Source organism: Coprococcus sp. AM100_B19A (assembly GCF_027662015.1).
Taxonomy (GTDB): domain Bacteria; phylum Bacillota; class Clostridia; order Lachnospirales; family Lachnospiraceae; genus Allocoprococcus; species Allocoprococcus comes.
Genome location: NZ_JAQDKN010000006.1, coordinates 44,489 through 66,639 on the forward strand (window position 1 = coordinate 44,489; position 22,151 = coordinate 66,639).

The 22,151-nt window shown below is 42.9% G+C and carries 29 protein-coding genes, 1 pseudogene and 1 riboswitch; of the genes and pseudogenes, 23 read left to right on the forward strand and 7 right to left on the reverse strand.

Annotated elements, in window-relative coordinates; genetic code table 11:
* Nucleotides 1-80 precede the first annotated feature (80 nt).
* The 22 genes and pseudogenes from PGQ33_RS07545 to PGQ33_RS07650 all read left to right on the forward strand — a co-directional run bounded on the left by PGQ33_RS07545 (nt 81) and on the right by PGQ33_RS07650 (nt 17,408).
* Entirely contained in the window at nt 81-788 is a 708-nt protein-coding gene (locus PGQ33_RS07545) for a DUF4313 domain-containing protein (RefSeq protein WP_003501990.1), read from the forward strand.
* Nucleotides 789-814: 26 nt separating this feature from the next.
* Complete coding sequence (locus PGQ33_RS07550; RefSeq protein ID WP_003501988.1) at nt 815-1,471, forward strand: hypothetical protein; 657 nt, start codon at nt 815-817, stop codon at nt 1,469-1,471.
* 386 nt (nt 1,472-1,857) lie between these two features.
* Nucleotides 1,858-1,957, forward strand: a riboswitch (TPP riboswitch).
* Nucleotides 1,958-2,181: 224 nt separating this feature from the next.
* On the forward strand, nt 2,182-2,856 hold the full coding sequence (locus tag PGQ33_RS07555) for a TenA family protein (protein WP_055200141.1): 675 nt from the start codon (nt 2,182-2,184) through the stop codon (nt 2,854-2,856).
* Nucleotides 2,853-3,656 (forward strand): bifunctional hydroxymethylpyrimidine kinase/phosphomethylpyrimidine kinase, encoded by an 804-nt coding sequence (gene thiD, locus PGQ33_RS07560; RefSeq protein ID WP_270205553.1) that lies wholly within the window; start codon nt 2,853-2,855, stop codon nt 3,654-3,656. The genes PGQ33_RS07555 and thiD overlap by 4 nt, the downstream gene beginning before the upstream one ends.
* 11 nt (nt 3,657-3,667) lie before the next feature.
* On the forward strand, nt 3,668-4,309 hold the full coding sequence (gene thiE, locus PGQ33_RS07565; RefSeq protein ID WP_004611584.1) for a thiamine phosphate synthase: 642 nt from the start codon (nt 3,668-3,670) through the stop codon (nt 4,307-4,309).
* On the forward strand, nt 4,299-4,955 hold the full coding sequence (locus tag PGQ33_RS07570) for an HAD family hydrolase (RefSeq protein WP_064786729.1): 657 nt from the start codon (nt 4,299-4,301) through the stop codon (nt 4,953-4,955). Before thiE ends, PGQ33_RS07570 begins: the two co-directional genes overlap by 11 nt.
* A 2-nt stretch (nt 4,956-4,957) precedes the next feature.
* Nucleotides 4,958-5,443, forward strand: a complete 486-nt coding sequence (locus PGQ33_RS07575) for an NUDIX hydrolase (protein WP_242973598.1) — start codon at nt 4,958-4,960, stop codon at nt 5,441-5,443.
* Nucleotides 5,444-6,066: 623 nt separating this feature from the next.
* Nucleotides 6,067-6,450 (forward strand): GntR family transcriptional regulator, encoded by a 384-nt coding sequence (locus PGQ33_RS07580; protein ID WP_002578893.1) that lies wholly within the window; start codon nt 6,067-6,069, stop codon nt 6,448-6,450.
* Nucleotides 6,443-7,303 (forward strand): ABC transporter ATP-binding protein, encoded by an 861-nt coding sequence (locus PGQ33_RS07585; protein ID WP_118480289.1) that lies wholly within the window; start codon nt 6,443-6,445, stop codon nt 7,301-7,303. The genes PGQ33_RS07580 and PGQ33_RS07585 overlap by 8 nt, the downstream gene beginning before the upstream one ends.
* Entirely contained in the window at nt 7,296-7,946 is a 651-nt protein-coding gene (locus PGQ33_RS07590; protein ID WP_015567057.1) for an ABC-2 transporter permease, read from the forward strand. Before PGQ33_RS07585 ends, PGQ33_RS07590 begins: the two co-directional genes overlap by 8 nt.
* Before the next feature lie 9 nt (nt 7,947-7,955).
* Nucleotides 7,956-8,078, forward strand: coding sequence for a hypothetical protein (locus PGQ33_RS07595; RefSeq protein WP_262348839.1), 123 nt, complete (start codon nt 7,956-7,958; stop codon nt 8,076-8,078).
* 161 nt (nt 8,079-8,239) lie between these two features.
* Nucleotides 8,240-8,902 (forward strand): ABC transporter ATP-binding protein, encoded by a 663-nt coding sequence (locus PGQ33_RS07600; RefSeq protein WP_117715689.1) that lies wholly within the window; start codon nt 8,240-8,242, stop codon nt 8,900-8,902.
* A gap of 1 nt (nt 8,903) precedes the next feature.
* Entirely contained in the window at nt 8,904-11,495 is a 2,592-nt protein-coding gene (locus PGQ33_RS07605) for an FtsX-like permease family protein (protein WP_227085120.1), read from the forward strand.
* A 4-nt stretch (nt 11,496-11,499) separates the two neighbouring features.
* Nucleotides 11,500-12,192 carry a response regulator transcription factor gene (locus tag PGQ33_RS07610; RefSeq protein ID WP_270205554.1) on the forward strand — a complete coding sequence of 231 codons (693 nt, stop codon included), beginning with the start codon at nt 11,500-11,502 and terminating at the stop codon, nt 12,190-12,192.
* A complete protein-coding gene (locus PGQ33_RS07615) occupies nt 12,189-13,220 on the forward strand; it encodes a sensor histidine kinase (protein ID WP_270205555.1) in 1,032 nt (343 codons plus the stop codon). Before PGQ33_RS07610 ends, PGQ33_RS07615 begins: the two co-directional genes overlap by 4 nt.
* Nucleotides 13,221-13,247: 27 nt before the next feature.
* Nucleotides 13,248-13,664, forward strand: coding sequence for a hypothetical protein (locus PGQ33_RS07620; RefSeq protein ID WP_117715690.1), 417 nt, complete (start codon nt 13,248-13,250; stop codon nt 13,662-13,664).
* A gap of 192 nt (nt 13,665-13,856) precedes the next feature.
* Nucleotides 13,857-14,522, forward strand: coding sequence for an ABC transporter ATP-binding protein (locus PGQ33_RS07625; RefSeq protein ID WP_055158491.1), 666 nt, complete (start codon nt 13,857-13,859; stop codon nt 14,520-14,522).
* Nucleotides 14,523-14,536: 14 nt separating this feature from the next.
* Nucleotides 14,537-15,109, forward strand: coding sequence for a hypothetical protein (locus tag PGQ33_RS07630; protein WP_270205556.1), 573 nt, complete (start codon nt 14,537-14,539; stop codon nt 15,107-15,109).
* Nucleotides 15,106-15,447 (forward strand): hypothetical protein, encoded by a 342-nt coding sequence (locus PGQ33_RS07635; RefSeq protein ID WP_270205557.1) that lies wholly within the window; start codon nt 15,106-15,108, stop codon nt 15,445-15,447. The genes PGQ33_RS07630 and PGQ33_RS07635 overlap by 4 nt, the downstream gene beginning before the upstream one ends.
* A gap of 18 nt (nt 15,448-15,465) precedes the next feature.
* Complete coding sequence (locus PGQ33_RS07640; protein ID WP_270205558.1) at nt 15,466-16,566, forward strand: ABC transporter permease; 1,101 nt, start codon at nt 15,466-15,468, stop codon at nt 16,564-16,566.
* Between the two features lie 153 nt (nt 16,567-16,719).
* Nucleotides 16,720-16,998: pseudogene (locus tag PGQ33_RS07645) on the forward strand (hypothetical protein).
* Nucleotides 16,983-17,408 carry a winged helix-turn-helix domain-containing protein gene (locus tag PGQ33_RS07650; RefSeq protein ID WP_118479244.1) on the forward strand — a complete coding sequence of 142 codons (426 nt, stop codon included), beginning with the start codon at nt 16,983-16,985 and terminating at the stop codon, nt 17,406-17,408. Before PGQ33_RS07645 ends, PGQ33_RS07650 begins: the two are co-directional and overlap by 16 nt.
* Before the next feature lie 53 nt (nt 17,409-17,461).
* On the opposite strand, the gene PGQ33_RS07655 is transcribed toward PGQ33_RS07650, so the two are convergent.
* The 3 genes from PGQ33_RS07655 to PGQ33_RS07665 all read right to left on the reverse strand — a co-directional run bounded on the left by PGQ33_RS07655 (nt 17,462) and on the right by PGQ33_RS07665 (nt 19,471).
* Entirely contained in the window at nt 17,462-17,644 is a 183-nt protein-coding gene (locus tag PGQ33_RS07655; RefSeq protein ID WP_118479242.1) for a helix-turn-helix domain-containing protein, read from the reverse strand.
* Nucleotides 17,641-18,207, reverse strand: coding sequence for a sigma-70 family RNA polymerase sigma factor (locus tag PGQ33_RS07660; RefSeq protein WP_243022887.1), 567 nt, complete (start codon nt 18,205-18,207; stop codon nt 17,641-17,643). Before PGQ33_RS07660 ends, PGQ33_RS07655 begins: the two co-directional genes overlap by 4 nt.
* A 619-nt stretch (nt 18,208-18,826) precedes the next feature.
* Nucleotides 18,827-19,471 carry an SLOG family protein gene (locus PGQ33_RS07665; RefSeq protein ID WP_330663247.1) on the reverse strand — a complete coding sequence of 215 codons (645 nt, stop codon included), beginning with the start codon at nt 19,469-19,471 and terminating at the stop codon, nt 18,827-18,829.
* Nucleotides 19,472-19,507: 36 nt separating this feature from the next.
* Here PGQ33_RS07665 and PGQ33_RS07670 point away from each other — a divergent pair, with 36 nt between their 5' ends.
* Complete coding sequence (locus PGQ33_RS07670; RefSeq protein ID WP_118479240.1) at nt 19,508-19,837, forward strand: helix-turn-helix domain-containing protein; 330 nt, start codon at nt 19,508-19,510, stop codon at nt 19,835-19,837.
* 30 nt (nt 19,838-19,867) lie between these two features.
* Here PGQ33_RS07670 and PGQ33_RS07675 read toward each other — a convergent pair whose 3' ends face one another.
* The 4 genes from PGQ33_RS07675 to PGQ33_RS07690 all read right to left on the reverse strand — a co-directional run bounded on the left by PGQ33_RS07675 (nt 19,868) and on the right by PGQ33_RS07690 (nt 22,019).
* A complete protein-coding gene (locus tag PGQ33_RS07675) occupies nt 19,868-20,278 on the reverse strand; it encodes a hypothetical protein (protein ID WP_117497766.1) in 411 nt (136 codons plus the stop codon).
* Between the two features lie 4 nt (nt 20,279-20,282).
* Nucleotides 20,283-21,197: a ParM/StbA family protein gene (locus tag PGQ33_RS07680; RefSeq protein ID WP_118479238.1), complete on the reverse strand. Its 915-nt coding sequence runs from the start codon at nt 21,195-21,197 to the stop codon at nt 20,283-20,285.
* A 167-nt stretch (nt 21,198-21,364) separates the two neighbouring features.
* On the reverse strand, nt 21,365-21,799 hold the full coding sequence (locus tag PGQ33_RS07685) for a winged helix-turn-helix domain-containing protein (protein ID WP_118479236.1): 435 nt from the start codon (nt 21,797-21,799) through the stop codon (nt 21,365-21,367).
* Nucleotides 21,800-21,854: 55 nt separating this feature from the next.
* Complete coding sequence (locus PGQ33_RS07690; protein WP_117497604.1) at nt 21,855-22,019, reverse strand: DUF6440 family protein; 165 nt, start codon at nt 22,017-22,019, stop codon at nt 21,855-21,857.
* Nucleotides 22,020-22,151: the final 132 nt, after the last annotated feature.

A 22,151-nucleotide genomic window follows, 5' to 3' on the forward strand; every position in this document is an offset into this window, starting at 1 on the left:
TCCTTGTCCAGAACACACTAAGAAGCACCGGCAATCTGCATTTTTGCAGGCGTCCGGTGCTTCTTTGGAGGAAAACGCTTATGAATACTCTCGCATTTACGCTGGGCGAACACCGAGCCCAGCTTACTTTGAAAATCAGTACATATCCCAACGGCAATCTCGCCATCAAGCTTTATGAAAAGGATCATGGCATCCTGATTTTGTGGGAAACCCTTACCACCAACTTAACCGGAATCCGGCCCGACCACTGCGCTTTCATCAATATAAAAGCCGCAGACGGACTTTTTCCGGCCTGGCTGTCAGACAATCACCTTGCGGAACCCACTGGACAAATTCTTGAATCGGATGGCTGTCTTTACCCTGAATACCTGTTTTATGGCAAAGAACTGGATGCCCTGGATCATGAGGGGCACACCCTCTACATCCGGCATCAGAAAGGCGAACTGGGGTGCCACTTTGAGCGGCTGTATATTGCCCTGCGCAGACTGGCGCGGGAAATCAACGGGTTCAGCTACACCGATTACAGCGGCTGGCGGTGTCTGGATGGGAGTTCCTCCACCCTGCCCCTCTGGATTGAGGCATCTGATCCTTCTCATGGCCGCAAATTCATCTTCACACAGAAAGGTCCCGCACTCCAGACTATCATCCGCTATGCCGATGGTACGGAGAAGCAGTGCATCTATCGGCGCAAAGAGGACATGGCAGGCGATCTGATGACCATGTTCCAGGATGAGCTGCGTGTTTACCCTCCCTGGTCTGAAGACCGAAGGAAACGGTACGAATATTAAACACGATAAAATAGGAGGACATCATCATGAAGATCCGTATCTATCCCAAATCCCTGTTGGAAACCATGTGGCAGCAGGACAAACTGCTGTTTACCCCAGAGGCGGAGCAACCACCCCTGTGTCTTCGGTGTGGTCAGCCGCTGGATTGCAGGCTGGTCATCAACGCCCTGAGCCGCTATGCAGATGTCCATATCTGCGAGGCGTGCGGTATGGATGAAGCCCTGCGTGATGCCAACCGTTGCCCACTCCCTCTAACAGAATGGGCAGCTGTCAAAAACGGTTTGAGCCAGCAGCAGACCGACTTTGAAAATCCGTTGCTGACTACTTCCTGCACCTTTGAAGATCTGTTTCAGCAGGGCTCCCGTCCTGCCAGCGAGATAGCCTATTCCCGTTCTGATTATGACGGATGGAAATGGTGGACCACCTGGCATCAGTGCCAAAAGGATACGCCTGTTCTGGAAGTTGCCCGTGAAATTGATGCTTTCCAGAATGCGCTGTTCCAACTGCCGGAGTTTCTGAATTTGGATACCCTGACACGGTTCTGCCGAGGGTACGCCCAGCCCACCAGCGAGCCCACCGAATTCAATTTGTATTCGGAAACTGCCCACTTTTATATCTGGCTGCGGTTAGTCACCCGGCATCGAGATTATAATGCCTATGTGCATTACTATCTGAAAGGTTAAAAATTTACAACGCACCGGATACAGTATGCCTATCGGCTCTGTATTCGGTGCGTTTTTCTCTCTTTATATACCGCACCATAATCATATCCAAAATATTTATGAAAAATTAGATGCCACAAATTCTATTGAGGGATAAAACAAAGCTATTATTTTAGGATACATTAGCCCCTTACTGTAACCCAGTGATAAAAAACGTCGGCGAAAAGGTGTCAAATCCTCCACATCTGTCTCTCCTTTTTTGTCCGTTTTCCCGCATTTAGAACCTCGTTTTGAGGGGAACAGGATAACTTTATCTAGCCGACCATGCGGAAAAACCTTTGATTTCCGTGGACTTTTACCGTCCTAAATGCGTAGACTTGACTTTTGGGGACTTTCTAACTATAATGATATTCAAGCAGGGGGACTACCTTGTAGTTGAGAAGGTTAAAACCTGACCCTTTGAACCTGTTGGCTAATACCAACGCAGGGAGCTAAAGAATACAGATTCGTATTTTTTGGACATTCTCTGTTTTGGGAATGTCCTTTTTTAATTGAATAAGATATGATATGTGTTTGCGAGGGAACTGAACAAGTTGAAAAAGGTAAGACCTGACCTCTGGACCTGTCGGCTAATACCGGCGTAGGGAAGCAATTTCTTACGCTCGTATTGCGTCTGAAAGAGCTTCTAATTGTTTTAGAGGCTCTATTTTTTTATTTTAGGAGGAACAAACATGGCATTTATGAAAGACATTTTAACCCGCAACATCCCCATTTGGGAAGAATGTGCAGCTACCCCATTTGTGCAGGAAGTGCAAACTGGAAAGCTACCTCTTGAAAAGTTCAAGAGATATATGATTCAGGATAGTATCTATCTGAAAAACTATGCCCGTATATACGGCAAGGCAATTTTTCATGCTGATACATTAAGAGAAATTCAGCTTTACTATTCCATGCTGAATTTTGTAAATGATACGGAATCAGAAGTGCGTCTGGATTATCTAAAGCAGTTTTGCATGACGGATAATGATATTGAACTGATCGCTCCTCTGCCTGAAAATCAAAATTACATTGATTTCATGTTTGAGATTGCGTCACATGGAAAGAATGAAGAAATTTTAATGGCGGTTCTTCCCTGTATGCTAAGTTACAGCTATATATTCCGCAAATTGGCGGCTGTTCCTACAAGCAGACAGTCAAGATATTGGGACTTTATCAAAGATTATGCGGATGAACAATATGCAGAAAGCTGCAAAGAATGGTCTGCTTTTGCAGAGCATAAATGTGCCGGGTTATCAGTAGCAAATAAAAAGTATCTGGCTGATATTTTTGAAAAAGCAAGTTTGTTAGAGCTTGCTTTTTGGAAGATGGCCTATCGGAACGAGAGAATGGAGGAAAATGCAAAATGAAAAAAGTATTGTCCATTGCCGGATCAGATTGCAGCGGAGGTGCAGGTATTCAGGCTGATTTGAAAACTTTTTCTGCTCACGGTGTATTTGGAATGAGTGTTATTGTTTCTGTTGTTGCAGAGAACACCAGCCGTGTTATCGACATCCAAGATATTACCCCGGATATGATTGAAAAACAGATTGACGCCGTATTTGAAGATATTGAAGTGGACGCAGTAAAAATCGGTATGCTTTCTACACCAGAATGTATGAAAGCGGTGGCAAAGAAACTATTACAATATAAGCCCCAAAATGTCGTAATCGACCCGGTTATGTATGCCAAAAATGGCTGCCCATTGATGAATCCTACGGCGGTTTCCACCTTGATAGACACAGTAATTCCACTGGCCGATGTACTTACTCCGAATATTCCAGAGGCAGAGAAAATAGCAGATATGCAGATTTCCACAGTTTCAGATATGGAGGCTGCCGCAAGAAAAATATATGCCATGGGTTGTAAGGCGATTGTTGTCAAGGGTGGACATCATATAGGAAATGCTGTTGATGTCCTATTTAATGGAGAAAATTTCTACCATTTTGAAACATCCCACATTGATACGAAAAATACTCATGGGACAGGCTGTACCTTTTCTTCTGCAATCGCTTCCCAGCTTGCAAAGGGAAAAAGTGTTCCGCTTGCAGTCGAATCTGCAAAGGCATATGTCACAATGGCAATCGAACACTCTCTTGCGATTGGGAAAGGCTGTGGCCCGACGCACCATTTCTACGAATTGTATCAGCATGGTTTATCTAAAGAATAGGCAGGTGCAAAATGAACTTTGATTATACACTTTATCTTGTTACTGATCGTCAACTAATGAGCTGCGATAGCCTGACAGAAGCGGTGGAACAGGCAATTTTAGGAGGCTGCACAATGATACAACTCCGAGAAAAAGAATTGTCCTCATTAGAATTTTACAATCAGGCTGTTGCCGTGAAACAGGTTACGGATAAATACCATATTCCCCTTATCATAAACGACCGGATAGATATTGCAATGGCTGTGCAGGCTACGGGGGTACATATTGGACAGCATGATTTACCTGCGGCTGCCGTCCGCAAAGTAATTGGGGAAAATATGCTGTTGGGAGTATCCGCATCTTCCATTGCAGAAGCAATACAGGCACAACAGGATGGTGCAGATTATTTGGGAGTTGGCGCAATGTTCCCTACTGGAACTAAAACCGACGCTGATTCTGTATCAATGGAAGAATTACAGAAAATCCGCGCAGCCGTTTCTTTGCCGATAGTTGTTATTGGCGGTATCAATAAGGGAAATGCAGGGCGTTTCAAGCCCATGGGAATTGACGGGCTGGCTGTTGTATCTGCCATTATAGCGCAGTCTGATATAAAAGCTGCTGCTGCGGAACTGAAAGATTTATTTTGCGGAAAGGAAAAGAAAAATGGATTTTAATGCGGCAATCTTTGATTTAGATGGAACAATTCTGGATTCAATGGATGTATGGGAGCATATAGATATTCAGTTTTTGAAAAAGAGAAAGCTTCCCGTCCCGGAAAATTATGTAACTGAAATATGTGCAAGGAGTTTTGAGGAAGCCGCACAATACACCATTGATCTTTTTGGATTGCAGGAAACGGTAGAGGGAATTATTGAGGAATGGAATAATATGGCGGTCGAGGAATACAGCAACCATGTCGGTCTGCTGCCCCATGCCCTTGATTATCTTCTGCGCTTAAAAGAACATGGAATAAAACTTGCAGTTGCTACGGGGTTGCCGGAAAAGCTCTATATGCCATGCTTAAAGAACAATTCGATTTTAGAATTATTTGACGCCTTATGTTCAACAGATGAGGTGCAGCGGGGAAAAGAATATTCGGATGTCTTTGAATTGGCTGCAAAAAAATTAGGGGTCGCACCTGAACACTGCATTGTGTTTGATGATGTACTTCCAGCAATTAAAAGCGCAAAGGCAGCCCGTATGTTAGCAGGTGGGATTTATGATAAGTATTCCGCAGATCAGCGTGCAGAGATAGAAAGGATTGCTGATATTTACTTACTTGATTTTCGGCAAGCACCGATCCCACACAAAGAGGCATGAAAATGGAAAAATGGGATTTATATAATGCAAAACGGGAAAAGTCTGGAATAACAGTGTGCCGTGGAGAAATCATACCCAAAGGGCTGTATCATTTATCTGTGAGTGCATGGATCGTCAATCAGCAGGGGCAGTATCTTTTATCACAGCGGCATCCGAAAAAGCAATACCCTCTTTATTGGGAATGTACGGGTGGTTCTGTACTTTCCGGGGAAACCAGCTTGCAAGGAGCAATCCGAGAGGTAAAAGAAGAATTAGGAATACTGCTTACTCCCGGAAGTGAAAAATTGATTTATCAGACCAGACGGGAAAATGTGCAGGATTTTTACGATGTTTGGCTGTTTCATAGGGATATAAAGATTGAAGAAATGCGTTTACAGGAAACAGAAGTTGTAGATGTTCAATGGGTAAGTTCAGATAAGTTATTTGAGATGTTTCGCCTGAAACATCTGCACCCTCTAATTACCTATGTAGATCAGCTAATAGGCTGAAAAACCCTTGATTTCCGTGGACTTTTAACGCCCTAAATGCGTAGACAGGAGGTATCTTTTCCGCTGGCGCTCAGCCTTTTAATTCCGTGTTGCACATGAGGCGGAAATCTTACTGCACCAGACAGCGAAGAATCATTTTGACGAACTGGGAATCAAAAAGCTCCCCTCTGTCAAATCTCTCCGAGAGGAATACACCGATCTTCTGGAACAAAAACGGAAAGCCTATTCTGCCTATAAGCAGGCCAAAAATGATATGAAAGAACTTCATAATGTTCGGGCCAATGTGGAATATCTATTAGAGATTTCTTCCCCACCACAACCGCAGCGCAGCACAGAAAAATCCCGTCAATAAGATTTGTCTGCTTTTGGTTTTCAGCGTTCCAACGGAACGCGCAGCCATTGCCACCGGCAATGATCTCAGGGGTTTGGGGATATGTCACCAACAAGCATTAGCAGGAATTCCGGAAACGGGATTTCTGCTAAATACGCAATCTTACGTAAGATTGCATTGCTTGCCAGTAGTTTACCAGTAGTTTAGCCCCATGTATTGACATCTTATCCTCACTTGTGTTATACTGTTATGCACAACAGCATAACAGTTAAAACACACGGAGGATGCAGCAATGAAACTGATTATTTCAAATGTATCTGGCGTCCCCATATACGAGCAGATTAAACAGCAGATCAAGGCGGCTATTTTATCTGGCGAGCTTCAAGCCGAAGAAACTTTGCCCTCCCTTAGAACACTTGCCAAAGACTTAAAGATCAGCGTCTTAACAGTGACAAAGGCATACACAGAATTAGAGCAAGAGGGCTTTGTTAAAAATGTGCAGGGGCGTGGATGTTTCGTAATGGGGTCTGGTTCAGAACTGATTAAGGAGCAGCTTATTTGCAAAGTAGAAAACAATCTCACCGAAGCAATAAAAGCTGCAAGAATGGCAAATCTATCCACAGAGGAATTACATCGCCTTTTGGACATTTTAACGGAGGTAAAAACAGATGACTAATTATTTAGAGGTAACGAATCTTTCAAAATCTTTTGATTCTTTTCAACTTCATAATATCAGCTTTACTTTGCCAAAGGGATATATTATGGGCTTGATCGGCCCGAATGGTTCTGGCAAAACAACGACAATCAAACTGATTTTGAATATGCTCAAGCGCACCGGCGGTACAGTCAAAGTGATGGGGCTGGATAATATCGCAGAAGAACAAAAAGTAAAATCAGAGCTGGGCGTTGTTTTCGATACAAATTATTTCAGTGATGATTGGAAAGTGTCGCAGGTTGAAAAATCCATTTCGGTATTTTATCCAAATTGGGACAGCCAGAAATTTGCGGATATGTTACGGAAATTTCACATTGCACCAACCAAAAAGGTAAAAGAACTTTCCAAAGGTATGCAGATGAAGTTAATGCTTGCCTGTGCGTTTTCATACGACGCCAAACTGCTGATCCTCGACGAACCGACCAGTGGACTTGACCCGGTTTCCAGAGATGAACTTTTGAAAATTCTTTCAGAGTATATTGAAGATGGTGAGCATAGTGTTTTGTTCTCCACCCATATCACAGGCGATTTGGAGCGTGCAGCCGATTATATTACCTACATCAGTTATGGCGAGCTGTACTTTACTGGCAGCAAAGATGATTTTGTAGATATGTTCCGCATTGTAAAAGGTGGAATTGAGGAACTGTCCGATGATCTGAAAAATAAGGCGGCTGGTATTCGTACATTCCCTACGGGATTTGAGGCGCTGATGAAAACCGAAGATATTAGCGGTTTCCCTAACCTGACCATTGAGCCTGCCACCATTGATGAAATTGTAGTGTTTACAAGCAAGAAAGGTGACGATTATGAGTAATATTTTGAAATCCACAAAATTAGATATTGCATTGGTAAAACCCTATTTTAAGACAATTTGTTTCACCCTGCTTCTGCCGATTGTGTTTGCCGCAATCAATCGTTCTTTGCTGACAGGGGTATCATTTGCTATGTGCTTTATTGCCATGACGACGGGATATACCTTTTCCATCACAGAAAAAAACAGTATGGATCGTCTGTTTGGTATTTTACCTGTTCGTAAAAGTGAGCTTGTGATCGGACGCTATGTTTTCGTCCTTGCAATGGGGCTTCTTTCCTTGATTATTTCTTTGATTGCACAGCCGCTTGTCTTGAAAGTGCTGGGTGAAACAGTTGGCGTATTTGATATTGTAACTGCCGCTATTGCAGGAGTATTCTTATTTGCACTCTATACCGTGTTCCAGATTCCGGGATATTACAAGTACGGCTCAATCAAAGGACGGGTATTTATGTATATTCCAGTGGCCGGTTTTTTGGTGACTTTACTTCTTCTCTCTAAAATGCCAGCTATCGGGAACTCAATTATTTCAGTCGTTGAATCTTCTCCGATACTTCTTGTGTTGCTTGCGGTTTTTGCTATTGTCGTGATGTATGCGGTTTCAATCTTCTTGTCCATTCGGGTTATGAAGAATAAGGAAATGTGAGGTGATTGTATGGATTTCACAATTTTGGCAGTTGTGCTTTTGATTGGTGTTGGCGTTCCTATCCGTAATAAACTCATACGGAAATATCGGGATAAAAAGAAACAAGAAGATAATAAGGATAAGCTAAAATAATATATAAACAGCACCGGGAGGAATATGAAAATATCTTCTTTAGTGCTGCTTTTTAATAGAGCTATATTTTGCTGATAGATTTTTTGAAAAAATCCGTCCGCTGTAACATTTCGCGGACATTTGCCTGTTATACTATCTGAAAAAGATAAGGGGGGATTGATATGGCAGCAGTAAAGACAGTATCTTTAACAAAAGAATATTCTAATGGAGAACACTATTTAAGAGCAGTTGATGATATATCTTTCACAGTTGAAGAAAATGAATTTGTAGCTATTATGGGAAGTTCAGGTTGCGGAAAGACCACGTTGCTCAATTTACTAGGTGGTTTGGAAAATCCCACACACGGATGTGTCTATATCAATGATGTAGATATTACACAGTTATCTATGGAGGAAAGGAGTTCCTTCAGAAGATGGCATATTGGGTTTATTTTTCAAAATTTTAATTTAATCCCAGAGATGAATGTATTTGAAAATATAGTTTTACCTGCCAAACTTATGGAAAGAAATATCAGTAAAAAAGAAGTAATGCGGATAGCTGAAGAACTGGAAATTGAGGAAAAACTATTACAAAATCCTATGACTTTATCTGGTGGACAACAGCAGCGGGTCGCAATCGCCAGAGCTATTTATACACATCCTACCATACTTTTGGGAGACGAGTTGACAGGAAATTTAGATTCTACAACCAGTATATCCGTTATGAAATTTTTGAAAAAGATGTGTAAAAAATATAGCCAGACAATGATTATCGTTACACATGATGAAAGAATAGCAGCTATGGCAGATCGGATTATTCAGATGAAAGATGGGAGGGTTGTATAGGATGGAGAATTACGATTGTAATCAGTCGGCTGAAAGAGTGCTTATGGATGCTTCCAGGAAAAAGAATCAAAACAGAAATCGTCTACTGTTTATCGTAATTACAATTACTGTAGGCGTGATTTTTAGTGTGTTCTCTTTAATCTATGGGAAGATGGAGATTGATATTCAGAAAAATATGAAAGCCGATGGTATGGCTGTATCGACCTATATTGAAAATGGTACAGCGGATATGACACAACAGCTTACACAGCTACCATGCATAGAAAGCATTGGGAAAGAAAAGTTTGCAGGAAAATTATTAGATGATTCCATAAAATATTGTGATTGCGTCATTACAGATGTGACCGGATTTGAAAAAATGATACGTCCTGCATTTACAAATGTGGTAGGGACCTATCCAGAAAAAGAAAATGAAATTATGCTTTCTACGAAAACTCTGCAATATCTTGGAATCAAGAATCCCGAAGTGGGCATGGAAATTGAACTGGATTTTTATTGGAATGACATTTTCAATACCAGTGGAACCGGTATGCAGAACTTTTTACTTTCTGGGTATTTTACAGAGTATCAAAATCAAACCTCCGGTGCTTCTGTGGCTTTTATATCAGAGAAATCAATGGAGAAGAATGGGCTTCAATGGGAGCCATGTAGGATTTTAATAGATCATACAAAGAAATATTCCAGTGGTTCGCAAATAGAACATATGCTGACAAATAACATAAAGTTGAATGAGGGACAGAGAATTGTAAGTATGAACCCAGCAGAATATCGGGCAATAAGTGAAATGATGGGAAGTTATGGATTTGCAGTCTTTTTTTCGGTTATGGTTTTACTTTCTATGTTTTTGTTTATTTACAATATCCTAAATATTTCGCTGGAAAAAGATTTACAACGTTATGGCCTTTTACAAGTAATTGGTGTGGAACAAAAGCAGAATATTAAAGTTATGAATCGTGAGATGCTAAAAATAGGACTTACGGGAAGTATCGCTGGAGCAGTTTTAGGGGGAATGTTTATATGGGGTATTATGCCATTGTTATTAGAAAAAATGTATGCAGAGAATACATGGAAATTAGAAAGAATGGTTTTCTTTCAACCCAAACTTCTTATCCTAGCGATTGTTCTTGTGATTTTCACGTTGGGAGTGGCAGTGGAATGTCTGAAAAGAAAAATGAGAAAATTAAGTCCGTTGGAGTGTATGAAATATACGGAGGCGGTTACTTATCATAAAAGCAGGAAGAAACCGAAGATAAAGAAATTCCGCTGCTGGGGAAAACATCCTGAAATTTATCTTGCAAAGAAATATTTATTTCGGAATAAAAAAACATTTGGGATAACAAGTTTGTCATTATGGCTTGGGTGCGAATTGGCATTATGTTCTGCGGTAATTGTGAACGGAGTGGATTTACAGAATTATTATAGTAAAGAGCCGGACTTCCAAATAGGAATTACAGAGGAAGCTTGCAATTATTTAATTGAATCATCACCGGACACAAAGAATATGAAGTTTTTTCCGAAGTCCCTTATGAATGATATTGAAACGACCATAGGAAACGAACTTCATTCAGTAGAAAACATTAAAGGATTTTATCCGATCGTCGGAAAAAATGGCAAGGAGAATATAAAGATTCTAATCGATGGAGATAAAATATCCACGGTAATTCAGACAGTTAGTATCGGGGAGCAGGAAGAACTAAAAGACTTTATTCAGAAAAATGATAAGCTAGTAAATTGGGAGCAGTTTCAAAATAATCATGGAACAATCGTGCTACATGATCATAGGATGTCAGATTATATAGCAGGAGAAGTGCAGGATTATATAGGAACAGAGATGGAATTTTATGATCTGGTTCCGGTTGGTACGGAAATGAGCAGTTTAGTTCCTGAGAAATTAGTAAATTGTGGTTATCTGGATATAACAGAGGATGATTTCCCAGAGATGAAATTGTGCTGGGATGGTAAAAATATAAATATCCTATTGGTAACAGAGACTACATATGATTGGCTGGTAGAAAAATTAACACCACAAATTTTTGAAATACAATTTAATGTTGACAAAAATCAGGAGTCAGTTATCCGAGAAAGACTGAATCAGATGATTCGCAATTATAATATGGAATTTCAATCAAAATATGGACACGCTGATAAATTGAACTTGTTTTATTTAGATTCTAAATCAGAACGTTTGCTAAAGGAGCAGAACTATATTCAGACAAGTAGATGGCTACTTATGAGTATTAGTGGAATTTTAATATTTATAGGAATTATGAATTTCGCAAATACAAGAATATCGGATATTATGCTTCGGCAATGGGAGTGTAAAATCCTGGAACGTGTAGGGATGACAAAAAAACAAGAATATCGAATGTTTGTAACAGAGGGTCTTTTCTATTGGTTACTGTTATGTGGATTGCTTATGAGTTTTGGAAATTTAGGGATTGGTATCATGCAGTGGTATATGAAAATGCAGATTTCCTATTTCGCTTTCCGCTATCCGGTAAAAGAAATGATTGCGTTGATGGTATTTTTATTATTGTTCAGCATTATTTTTCCAGGAATTATTTATAAAAAACTAAAAAAGAAAAGGAAGTGAGGATATGAAGCAGATTTTAATTGTCGAGGACGACAGTTTTTTGAATAAGATGTTGGCCTATAATCTGACCGCAGACGGCTACGGCGTGACTTCTGCCCTAAATGCCAGAACCGCAGCCGAAGCCATCCGCCAGCGGGAATTTGATTTAGTGTTGCTGGACATCAACCTGCCGGACGGGAATGGTTTTGAACTGTGCAAGCTGATAAAGCCCCGGCACCTGGACACCATCCTAATTTTCCTGACCGCCAACGATCAGGAGAGCAACCAGATACGGGGCTATGAGGTGGGCGCGGTGGACTACATCACAAAGCCTTTTGTGATTGGGGCCTTGCAGCGGAAAATCAAAGCCATGTTCGCCATGCTGGAACACCATAAACCGGCCAAGGACATTTACGACGACGGGCGGCTGTTTCTGGACTTCTCGGAGCAGACCGCTTCCCTGAACGGAAAGCCACTGACCCTATCCCAGATGGAGTACAAAATGTTGAACCTGTTCCGCAAAAATCCCCGGCAAGTGCTGACCCGTGTGCAGCTTTTGGAAAAGCTGTGGGATATAGACGAGAGGTTTGTAGACGAACACACCCTGACAACCTCCATCAGCCGGATTCGCAGCAAGATTGAAGCCGACGGCGGCGCACCCTACATCAAGACCGTTTACGGCATGGGCTATCAATGGACGGGAGGCGAGGCAAAATGAAGTTTCAAAACCTATCGGTAAAGCGGCTGTTTGGCCGGGTGACAATAGGGCTTGTCCTCTCCATGTCCGGGATCACCATAGCCCTGTTTTTTGTGACAAAACAGACGGCGGTGCTGCTGACGGGCGGGGCGCTGCTGCTGTGCGCCCTTGTGGGGATTTTTGTACTGACGCAGGCGTTTGGAAAGCGGCTGTCGCAGTTTACCGCTGACCTGTGCCAGACCTTAGACCACATGATCGCCGGAAATGAAGCACCCCAGCGGCCAGAGGACAGCGAAACCCAGCTTGCCAGAATCGGACACCGGCTGGCAAGGCTTTATCAGATCATGCAGGAGAACCGCCGCCGGGTGGACGAGGAACGGCAGGAGTTACAGACCCTTGTATCGGATATTTCCCATCAGGTAAAGACGCCGGTAAGCAATCTGAAAATGGCGACGGACACCCTGCTGGAAAAGCCCATGACCGAGGCGGAGCGCACCGACTTTATCCGGGGAATCCGCAGCCAGACGGATAAGCTGGACTTTCTCTTTCAGGCCCTTGTGAAAACCTCCCGTCTGGAAACAGGCGTGATCCAGTTGGACAAGAAACCGGGTCGCCTCTTTGATACCGTGGCGCAGGCCATGAGTGGGATCGTGTATGCAGCGGAGAAAAAGGAAATCGCCGTGTCTGTGGACTGCCCGGAGGATTTGACCGTTTCCCATGACAGCAAGTGGACATCCGAAGCTCTCTTTAACTTGCTGGACAATGCGGTGAAGTACACCCCGGCGGGCGGGAAAATCGCTGTGTCGGTGGTGCTGTGGGAAATGTATGTGGAGATCAAAGTGACCGACACCGGCAAGGGCATTTCCGAAAGCAATCAGGCTGCCATCTTCCGGCGCTTCTATCGTGAGGAAGAAGTACACGAACAGCAGGGCGTGGGCATTGGCCTGTATCTGGCTCGCGAGATCGTAACGCGACAGGGCGGCTATATCAAAGTGGTTTCGGAGCCGGGCAAGGGTTCGGAATTTTCTATTATGCTCCCTACAAAATAAAGCACACTTATAACAGGAGAAAACACCATGAAAAAAATCAATTTTTGCAAAGCAACAACAATCATCTTAATAATCAATGTTATTTTATCTATTGTTTTATTTTTCGTTGTTCCTGATAAAATAGCAATTCAATGGGTAGGTACATCCCCCAGCAATGCAGTAGATTCTTACTATGTATTTTGGGTTCCGGTATTGTCAGTGCTTTTTGCTTTTGCGGGAAAACCTATTTTTACAATGTTCCTGTTTAGATTGTGGAATAGAACTAACGAGCATTTAGTGACATACTTAAATTTGTGTCTGCAAGTTGTATTTCTTACTTGTGAAATCTATATCGGATTATATAATCTATGTAATTTTAATGTTGCCATTAGTATAATTCTCATTGTGGAACTTATGATAGATGTGGTGATTGGATTGAAATTATTTCACAATCAATCTATCTAAAAGATTGTGTAGTATGTTTCGGCGGACGGCCATTTCCGGCTGCCCGCCGTAATTTTTTTTGAAATGTCCGAGCGTTGTAACATTTCACCCCGATTTTCAATGAAATTTTTTAGCCGCTGTAACATTTCGCGGACATTTGGGTTTTACAATAGCCTTATCAACAGGCAGAAAGCCTTGAAAGGAGTTTTGAGTATGAGCGTTTTGCAGACGATTGATCTGAAAAAGTATTACGGCACAGAGCCGAACATTACCCGCGCCCTTGATGGTGTAAACTTCTCCGTGAACGATGGCGAATTTGTGGCCGTTGTGGGAACCTCCGGCAGCGGCAAGTCCACTCTGCTTCACATGATGGGCGGGCTGGACACTCCCACCAGCGGAACCGTGATCGTCCGGGGCGAAGAACTGGCAAAGAAGAACGATGAACAGCTCACCATCTTCCGCCGCCGCAACATCGGTTTTATCTTTCAGAACTATAACCTTGTTCCCATCTTGAATGTGTATGAGAACATCGTCCTGCCGGTGGAGCTGGACGGGGACACGGTGGATCAGAAGTTTTTGGACGAGATCGTTCACCTGCTGGGACTGGAAGATAAACTGAAAAATATGCCGAACAATCTTTCCGGCGGCCAGCAGCAGCGTGTGGCTATCGCCCGCGCCTTGATTACCAAACCGGCTATTGTGCTGGCCGACGAGCCGACCGGCAACCTTGACAGCAAGACCAGTGCCGAGGTGCTGGGGCTTATCAAGCGTACCAGTGCGGAGTTCCGGCAAACTGTTGTGATGATTACCCACAATGACGACATAGCCCGCCTTGCAGATCGGATTGTCCGCATTGAGGACGGCAAGATTGTGGAATAAGGAGGTGGTAGGCTATGACATGGCCTTTTGAGAATGATACCAGTGCGATCACGAAAAAAATTGCTAAAAACGATATAGATAAAAACCGAGTTAAAAAAGTTTTCTCGCTTGCTACGATAGTCTTTGCAACAGCACTACTTATGATGTTGGCTATGTTTGAAAGCGGATATGAAACTACAAAAGATAGAATGGCAGAAGGGCAACCACAAGTTGTTTTTTATGATCTTTCCCAGCAGCAAATTGAGTTGTTGTATTCAGAGGAAAATATCGAATCTATCAAAGTAACTGAAACAGAAAATGGATATGACGCTTCAATTACCATTGTTGATGCCACAAAAATGACGCAATATGGTTTTTCTTCTGCGGTCGATAATATATCTTCAAAATATGACATTCATCATGTAAGAAGAAACGACTTATTCATGGATAGTTTGCCCAACGGAGGACTATTAAATCAGAAAAACATGGTTCTTATGGGGGTGGCAATCTTCATTATAATTGTGAGTGCTTTAGTAATTTACAATGTTTTCTATTTATCTGTTGTAAATCAGGTGCGCAATTTGGGCAGCTTCGTACTGTCGGAATGACACAGCAGCAAACAAAGAAAATCATCCGCTACGAAAGAAAATTTTTATGTAGAATTGGGGTTCCGATTGGTCTACTAATTGGTGGCCTTGCTGGATATTTGTTGCAACCTGATGGTTGGGATTGGATCGCTGCGGTAGTCTGGGGGATAATCATTAGTGTTATCATCAATTTCGTTGTAAAAGTATCGTTAAATAGACCTACAAAAATAGCCCTCAGCATTTCCCCGATCCTTTCCAGCAAATATATGATGGAACGCTTTGATTGTAAGGTTACTAACAAAGAAAAACGAAAATTATCTTCTTTGGGGCTGGCAATCATAAGCATAACATCACACTAGAAAAGCATTTTAGTTTCTGTGCTTTCTTTGGGCCTAAGCGGGCTTTTATTTGTCTTAGCTGCAACATATACCGCTTCCATTGATCCCGAATCTATTGTAAAAAAAGATGTCTACCAGTATGGACAATTTGTGATTGATACTACTGGTAAATACAGTGAGAAAGTTTCGGAAATTGAAAACTTCAAACAAAAGATAATGGAGCTTCCAAACATTAGCAATATAAAGCAAGTTGTTGAAACAGATATTAGTTGGGCAGGGAAAAATAGCACAGGCAAAGATCAACTTTCTATTATTACCGATAATGATTTTGCCTCTATTCAGCAATTCAGAGAATCAGGCGATTTGGATTATCAACAGCTTGTTCAATCTAACCAGATCGTTGCTGTAAATGGTGTAGAAGGTATTTCTAAAGGCGATACAGTAGAATTTACATTTGGGGATGGCACCCAAAAAACTTATACGGTGGGAGGCGTATTAGATGGTGATCTGTATTCAAATACAGCAATTTATGGCGGCTGGTTTTTAATGCCTGCTGAATTGATAACAGAAAATTCGGCTTCTTTTGATGTTTCTATCAGGTTGATCGTAAAGGCAAATGATACCGGATTGGAGCACACCATAATATCTTTAGAGAAATTAGTGGATATGTCAGATGGATTAACACTGACGACTATGCAAGAAGCGATTGCTTCAAAAGAAGCTACTATAAGGCAGGTAGGAATATCTATCATAGGCGTAACACTATTCTTGCTGCTTTTTAGTATCATTACTTTCGCAAGTACAATCATTACAAATATAGCAACAAAAAAGCGGGAATACGCTATGTTTCAATCCATCGGTATGACTAGGAAACAAACAGAAAAAATGGCACTATGCGAAAGTTGTGTATTGGCGATAGGGAGCTTGATACTTACTCTGATATTGGGAATTATTTTAGGGCAGATATTGATAAAAGGCTTGATAAGTGCAGGGATTTTCTATTTGTCATATACATTTCCATTAGCATTGTTTTCTGTATATTGCATTGTGGTGGTTCTGATTATTTTGATGATTACTATTTCCGCTTTTTACAGTTTACAAAAAACTCCGTTGGTTGAGAGATTACGGATTGTAGACTAAGGAAGTAGACCCAACTAATATAAAAGTGTCCGAGCGTTGTAACATTTCACCCCGATTTTCAATGGAATTTTTTGGCCACTGTAACATTTCGCGGAGATTTGGGTTTTACAATGACCTTATCAACAAAAGAGCACGCATAACGGAGGCGACGCAATGGAACTGACCCCGACATTGATTTTGAATCTGGTGCTGCTGATCGTCCCACCCGTTGTCCTTGTGCTGGTGTTCCGGCAATGACTGGCCCGGCACATCCGCTGGACGGTTGCCTTGACTGCTCTCTGTGATGTTCTCCTATTTTGGGATGAACTGTTCTACTATGAGAGTTTCGGTCTGTTTGCTGTGCTGCTTCTGGTACTGTTGGCGGCCACTGGCGCAGCAGTTTTCCGCATTTACCCCAAGCAAAGGAGGCGAACAATATGGGCAGAATTTTAATATTATCCGTCACTGACCACGAAGAACATATACTCAATAAAATTATGGAAACTATCGCAAACGAGCCGGAGCTTAACCATATTGCGCCTCCTCTCCCTTGCAACATTCTTTCTTTTACAAATCTGGAAATCCGGCTGAAGGAGCAGACAGTGTCCTGCAGCGGTCAACTTGTTACTCTGACTCACCATGAGTTTGCTGTCCTTACATATCTGGCTCGTCATCCTGGCTGGGTATTCTCAGCCAGCCAGATTTATGAGGCCGTATGGGATAGAGACGGTGAACGCTGCGGCACTGCCGTTGCCAGTATCATCAGTCAGATCCGGCGCAAGTTGACGCCGGATACACCAAAGGGTGGCTATATCCGCACTATACTGGGCAGTGGATATAAATTTAGCAGTTCTCCCTTTTAAGTCAGTAAGAAAGGCTCCGAGGCCGTAATGATCTCGGAGCCTTTCTCATTGACTTAAATCTTAAACAATTTGATCGCCTTCAACAAAATAATGCTCAATTCCTGGTACAGATCCTCATCCAGCACGCCGTCAATAATAGCATACTTGAGCAGCAATGGTCGATACATCTGTAAGATCGCCGTAATGGCATCCTCGTTTCCGTCCTTGGCACTGAGGAGCAGACACTCAAAATTCATCTCTTGTCACCTCCTTCAATGCTCTTTCTGATTTTCTGGATCGTCCTGTAGTAAAGTGCAGCCACCCCTTTGTAGGACAGCCCAAACTTTGCTCCCAGAGTCTCGAAATCTTCTTCCTCCAGCGTTCGAGCCAGAAATATCTGGCGTTCCCGTTCATTGAGTTTCTGCAACGCCTCCAGAAGCGCTCCATTCTCAATGACATCCATAAGCGGTAATCTGTCCAAGACCACTTCCTCTGAGCTGGGTTCAGACTCATAGACCACTTCCACAGTACTCTCTATACTGCTGCGCTTATAAAACTGGATCAAATAATCTTTTCTGCGGCGCTTGACCGCCGAAACTAAATATGCTGTAAACCTGAATTGCAGGTCATCTTCTGCCTGCCCATTGTTCCGTTGCCACATGGCTTTACCTCCAAAAGTCTCAAGAATTCCGATGGATTTCCTGAGCTTCTGGCGGTGACCTGCACCGGACAAAACCTGGCTGTGATAGAGAAAAACAGCCAGCTTTGTACCAATGGACAAAACCAGCTGTTCCTTGAATTGCTGCATCGAGCAGTTCAATAGATACCGTCCGAGCAGGCGGAGGTTTTTCCTTATGTGGAGAGAACTCCCTTGTCCTGCCTCGACGATGCACCCCTATTGAGAGCCGTTCATGAAAAGCCGTGTGTCCTGGAGTTATGAAAGCAATGAACTGCTCGATGTCGTGGAATCCTTTCTCCATAACATCGTTACTCCCTGTCCGCAGTTATGCGGACGGCACACAGGCGGCCTGCATCATCCCCTTTCTTTCGCGATATGGCAGCGCAACGCTGCCGCCCTGCTAATAATTATTAAATTGTGAAATAATACTTTTTTCAAATGCTATTCCAGCTATTCTATTAAATTAAAACAAAAGGCGGCCTCCATCCTTATTGCCAGGATAAAGACCGCCCTCTTCTTCCGATTTTCATTGGGTACTGTACTGATCTCATACCCCCACCTCCACTTATCGAGTTTTCATTGGTTTTGGGATCACTGCCATAATCATAGTGTAACTGACAGTTTTCGGAAACTCTTGGAGTAGCATTGGAATCGCTTTCGAGCAAAAAGAAAATCATTCGACATTATATGACAAAACAAGCTCTAAAACGGACACACTACTTTGCAATCTTTCTTAGTGTTCCGCTTTAGAGCTCTTCCTTTATTTTTTCCATAAAGTTGTATCTTCCATCGCTACCTGTGCCGTATCTGGATGGATATAAATGATTTGGAGTCCTTTCTTCTTGGCGTAGTTGACCGCCTGCTGGGTTCCAGACCGCATATTGTGTGCATTATCATAGACAGCTATCATATATCCGGCCTGCTCCACCATATAGTAATTGCGTTTCTTATAGCTTTCACTTGATGGCGTTTCACACAGTATTAAGACCTTTTCAGCATATCTGCGAATAAAATCCATCCTCTTTCGGTGCCAGTCATCCCAGTCTGAATCGTAACCCTCAAAAGGGAGCGCCAAGCACAATTCCACATCTTGATATGTTTGCTGTTCTTTCATGCGCAGCAGTATCTCCGCTGCCCACATATCAGCGCCCATTGCTCCTCCAACCCAAAAGCATCGTACTCCCTGGTTATAAAGTCGTATGAGTTGCTCCTGCAGACACTTTTTAATCCGTTGGCAGCGTTTATCCTTTTCATTATATTTGAACTTAAATCTGGTCGGCCTGTGGCCTGTAATCACACACGAAAAACTGTTCATATGGTTCTCCTTTCCCGTCATACTCCTCTGCATATTATACTTGCCATAGACGAGATAAATCAACCATGACCGCTTAATAATCCATGTCATAGCGGATAAAATGTAACTATAGCATGGAGGTGACGCATGGAAAATCTATTGAAAGATATGGGTAAACGGATCTTCGACCGGAGGAAACAACTGAATATGACCCAAGAAACTCTGGCAGAGCTGGCTCATGTCACACCACAGACCATCTCCACCGCAGAACTGGGGCAAAAGGCTATGCGGCCTGAGACAATCCTCAAAGTCTGTGATGCACTTCACATCAGCACCGAGTATTTGTTGCGAGGCGTCATCACAGAAGCAGATTCTTCTCTTCTTATGAAGAAGATTTCCACACTAACGCCCAAACAATACAGGCATTTTGAAGATATTTTAGACAGTTTTATCGCGGCCATACAGGAAGAGGCATAGGAGCATCACTGGCTCCCATGCCTCTTTTGATTATCCCCTGCTGCGGAACGCAGATAAAGTACTGGCAATCAGGCTGCGTGTCCTATCGTCCATTTCCGGATCATCGTCCACTTCCTGTGCAGTCGAAAGCATCACAGGCGCTGCAGGCTTCTCCACCAATCTGGCTGTGGGAATCTGCTCTTTTGCTTTTTCCTGTCCCATACCTTCCTGCCGCAAAATCTCTTTGACAATAGCCACCACCGCTTCTTTGCTGATGATTGAAGCATTTAGCGGCTGTGGCTCTTGCCCAAAGTGCTCATTATAGTAGACCACTGCATTTGCCACATATTGCGCTTTTGTGCGGGGACTCTGCAATTCCAGTAATCCAATGGCCGTCTCGTGTATGGGATCGCCCTCATTAAAGCGCAGCGTAAACCGTCCTCGTTCTTTTTTCTCGCCCATACCATCACCTGCCTGCTGTTTCAATCCGGTACAGATACTCATAGCCATCCGCATTTGCATTGATTTTCGATACGAAGAATGGTGCTCCCACCTTGCCCGAAGTTTCGATCTGCCGCTTCAAAAGAATGGCACCGCCGCCTACAAATACTACCTTGCAATATTGCAAGTCCAACATTCGCTCCCGCAACGTGCTGAACAGGTCATTGATAAATTCCTGCGCCATCTGTTCTGTCAGCCGTATGGCTGCATCCGGATATTGAGTCTTTTTTCCCATCAGTATGGCATCCACATCTCCTTCATCCAACAACAGATCCAGCTCCGAATTCACCTTTGAACGCACCTTATTGTACAACAGGATCACGCCATTTTCTAACGAATCACAGGAGGTAAGATCAATCTCTCCGTTTTTCATCAGCAGATAGTCAGCAGTAAACCCACCAATATCCAAAATTACCGCCTTTGGCTCTTCAACAAGCGTGTGAAGCATGGTGGCCGCCGCTGCATATGCCTGTGGAAAGCAGGCCACATCTTCAATATAGATGGAATACGGCTTGCCCTGCACCTCAAATTCTACCATTCCCCGCTGCCCAAAGTATTGTATAAACCGCTCCACCTGGGCGCCAAAGTGTGCCGGCGGCAACCCTACTGCCAGTTGGATACGCTGAACCTCCGAGGAATATGCTCCCCTCGCTTCAATCTCACCAGCCAGAGCAAATAGGGTCAGGATAAAGAAGCGATCGTCCTCCGTTTTATCTTTCCGATAAGGAATCCGCTCAGTAGACAGCGTATAGTAGGTATTCTGATACCTCAGCACATTCTGTCCAAAGGGACGGGTGACACTCTGCTTAAGACCGGACACAAAGGGGTTGCAATGAACCGTTTTAATTTGTTTGTTGCCATGATCAACGCCAATAAGCATATGTAATGCCTCCTTTTTGCTTTATACATATCCTTTACGCCTATATGACGCCTATTCTCAACAATCACACACTATTTTTATGAAAACAAAAAGCAGGAGACCCATCATAAAGGTTTCCCGCTTTTGGCTGCTTCATAATGTGCGCAGCTAATATATATTTGATTGTTCTATTCTGCCATACCTTGCGGAACTTCAAATTTGTATCCGCTCCCCAAAACAGTACGGATATAACCCGCTTTCGGCATATCCGGTGTCAGTTTTCTGCGGATCTGACCAATGACGCTGGCAACGGCTGTTCCGCAGTTTTCACCATCCTCACCCCACACTTCTTCATAAATCTGCCCGGCAGAAAATACCCAGGACGGGTGGTTTGCCAAGTATACCAATGTCGCAAATTCCCGATGGGTCATAGAAATTAACTCGCCGTTTCGGTGTACCGTTCTCTCCTTCAGGCGAAGCTCCAATCCCGGAAAAACAAGAGTATTACAAGGGTGAAATGACACAATATGGTCAAATCCTGGCTCGGCTGCAATAATCTCCATAATTCTGCTAAGTATGTATTCTTCATGGTCTGTTACCGACAATACAAAGATTTTTCCCATATGTCCCTCCCTTATTCATAATTAGAATGCTGATACCCTGCAGCCAATATAAAGTTTACTTGTTTATTTCAGTAATAACGACTGTTCCGTTTTTATCCAGCAAAGGGGTAATCCCCGTATCATGGACAAGGTAGTTTACACCTGTTTCGGTGTCTACAACAATACTCAAGGAAGTTCCCTGTGTATAGATTGTTTCAAAGCGCTTTTCTTTGTTTGCCATAGTAATCCACTCCTTTGCATAGTGTAAGGTATCAGCATTTCTAATTTATTACTCTATGATAAAGGCCAAATGTTGCAGAAATCTCCTAACCGCTTTCTTTTTCGGCAAGAAAACAGGCGGAATTGCTTCATT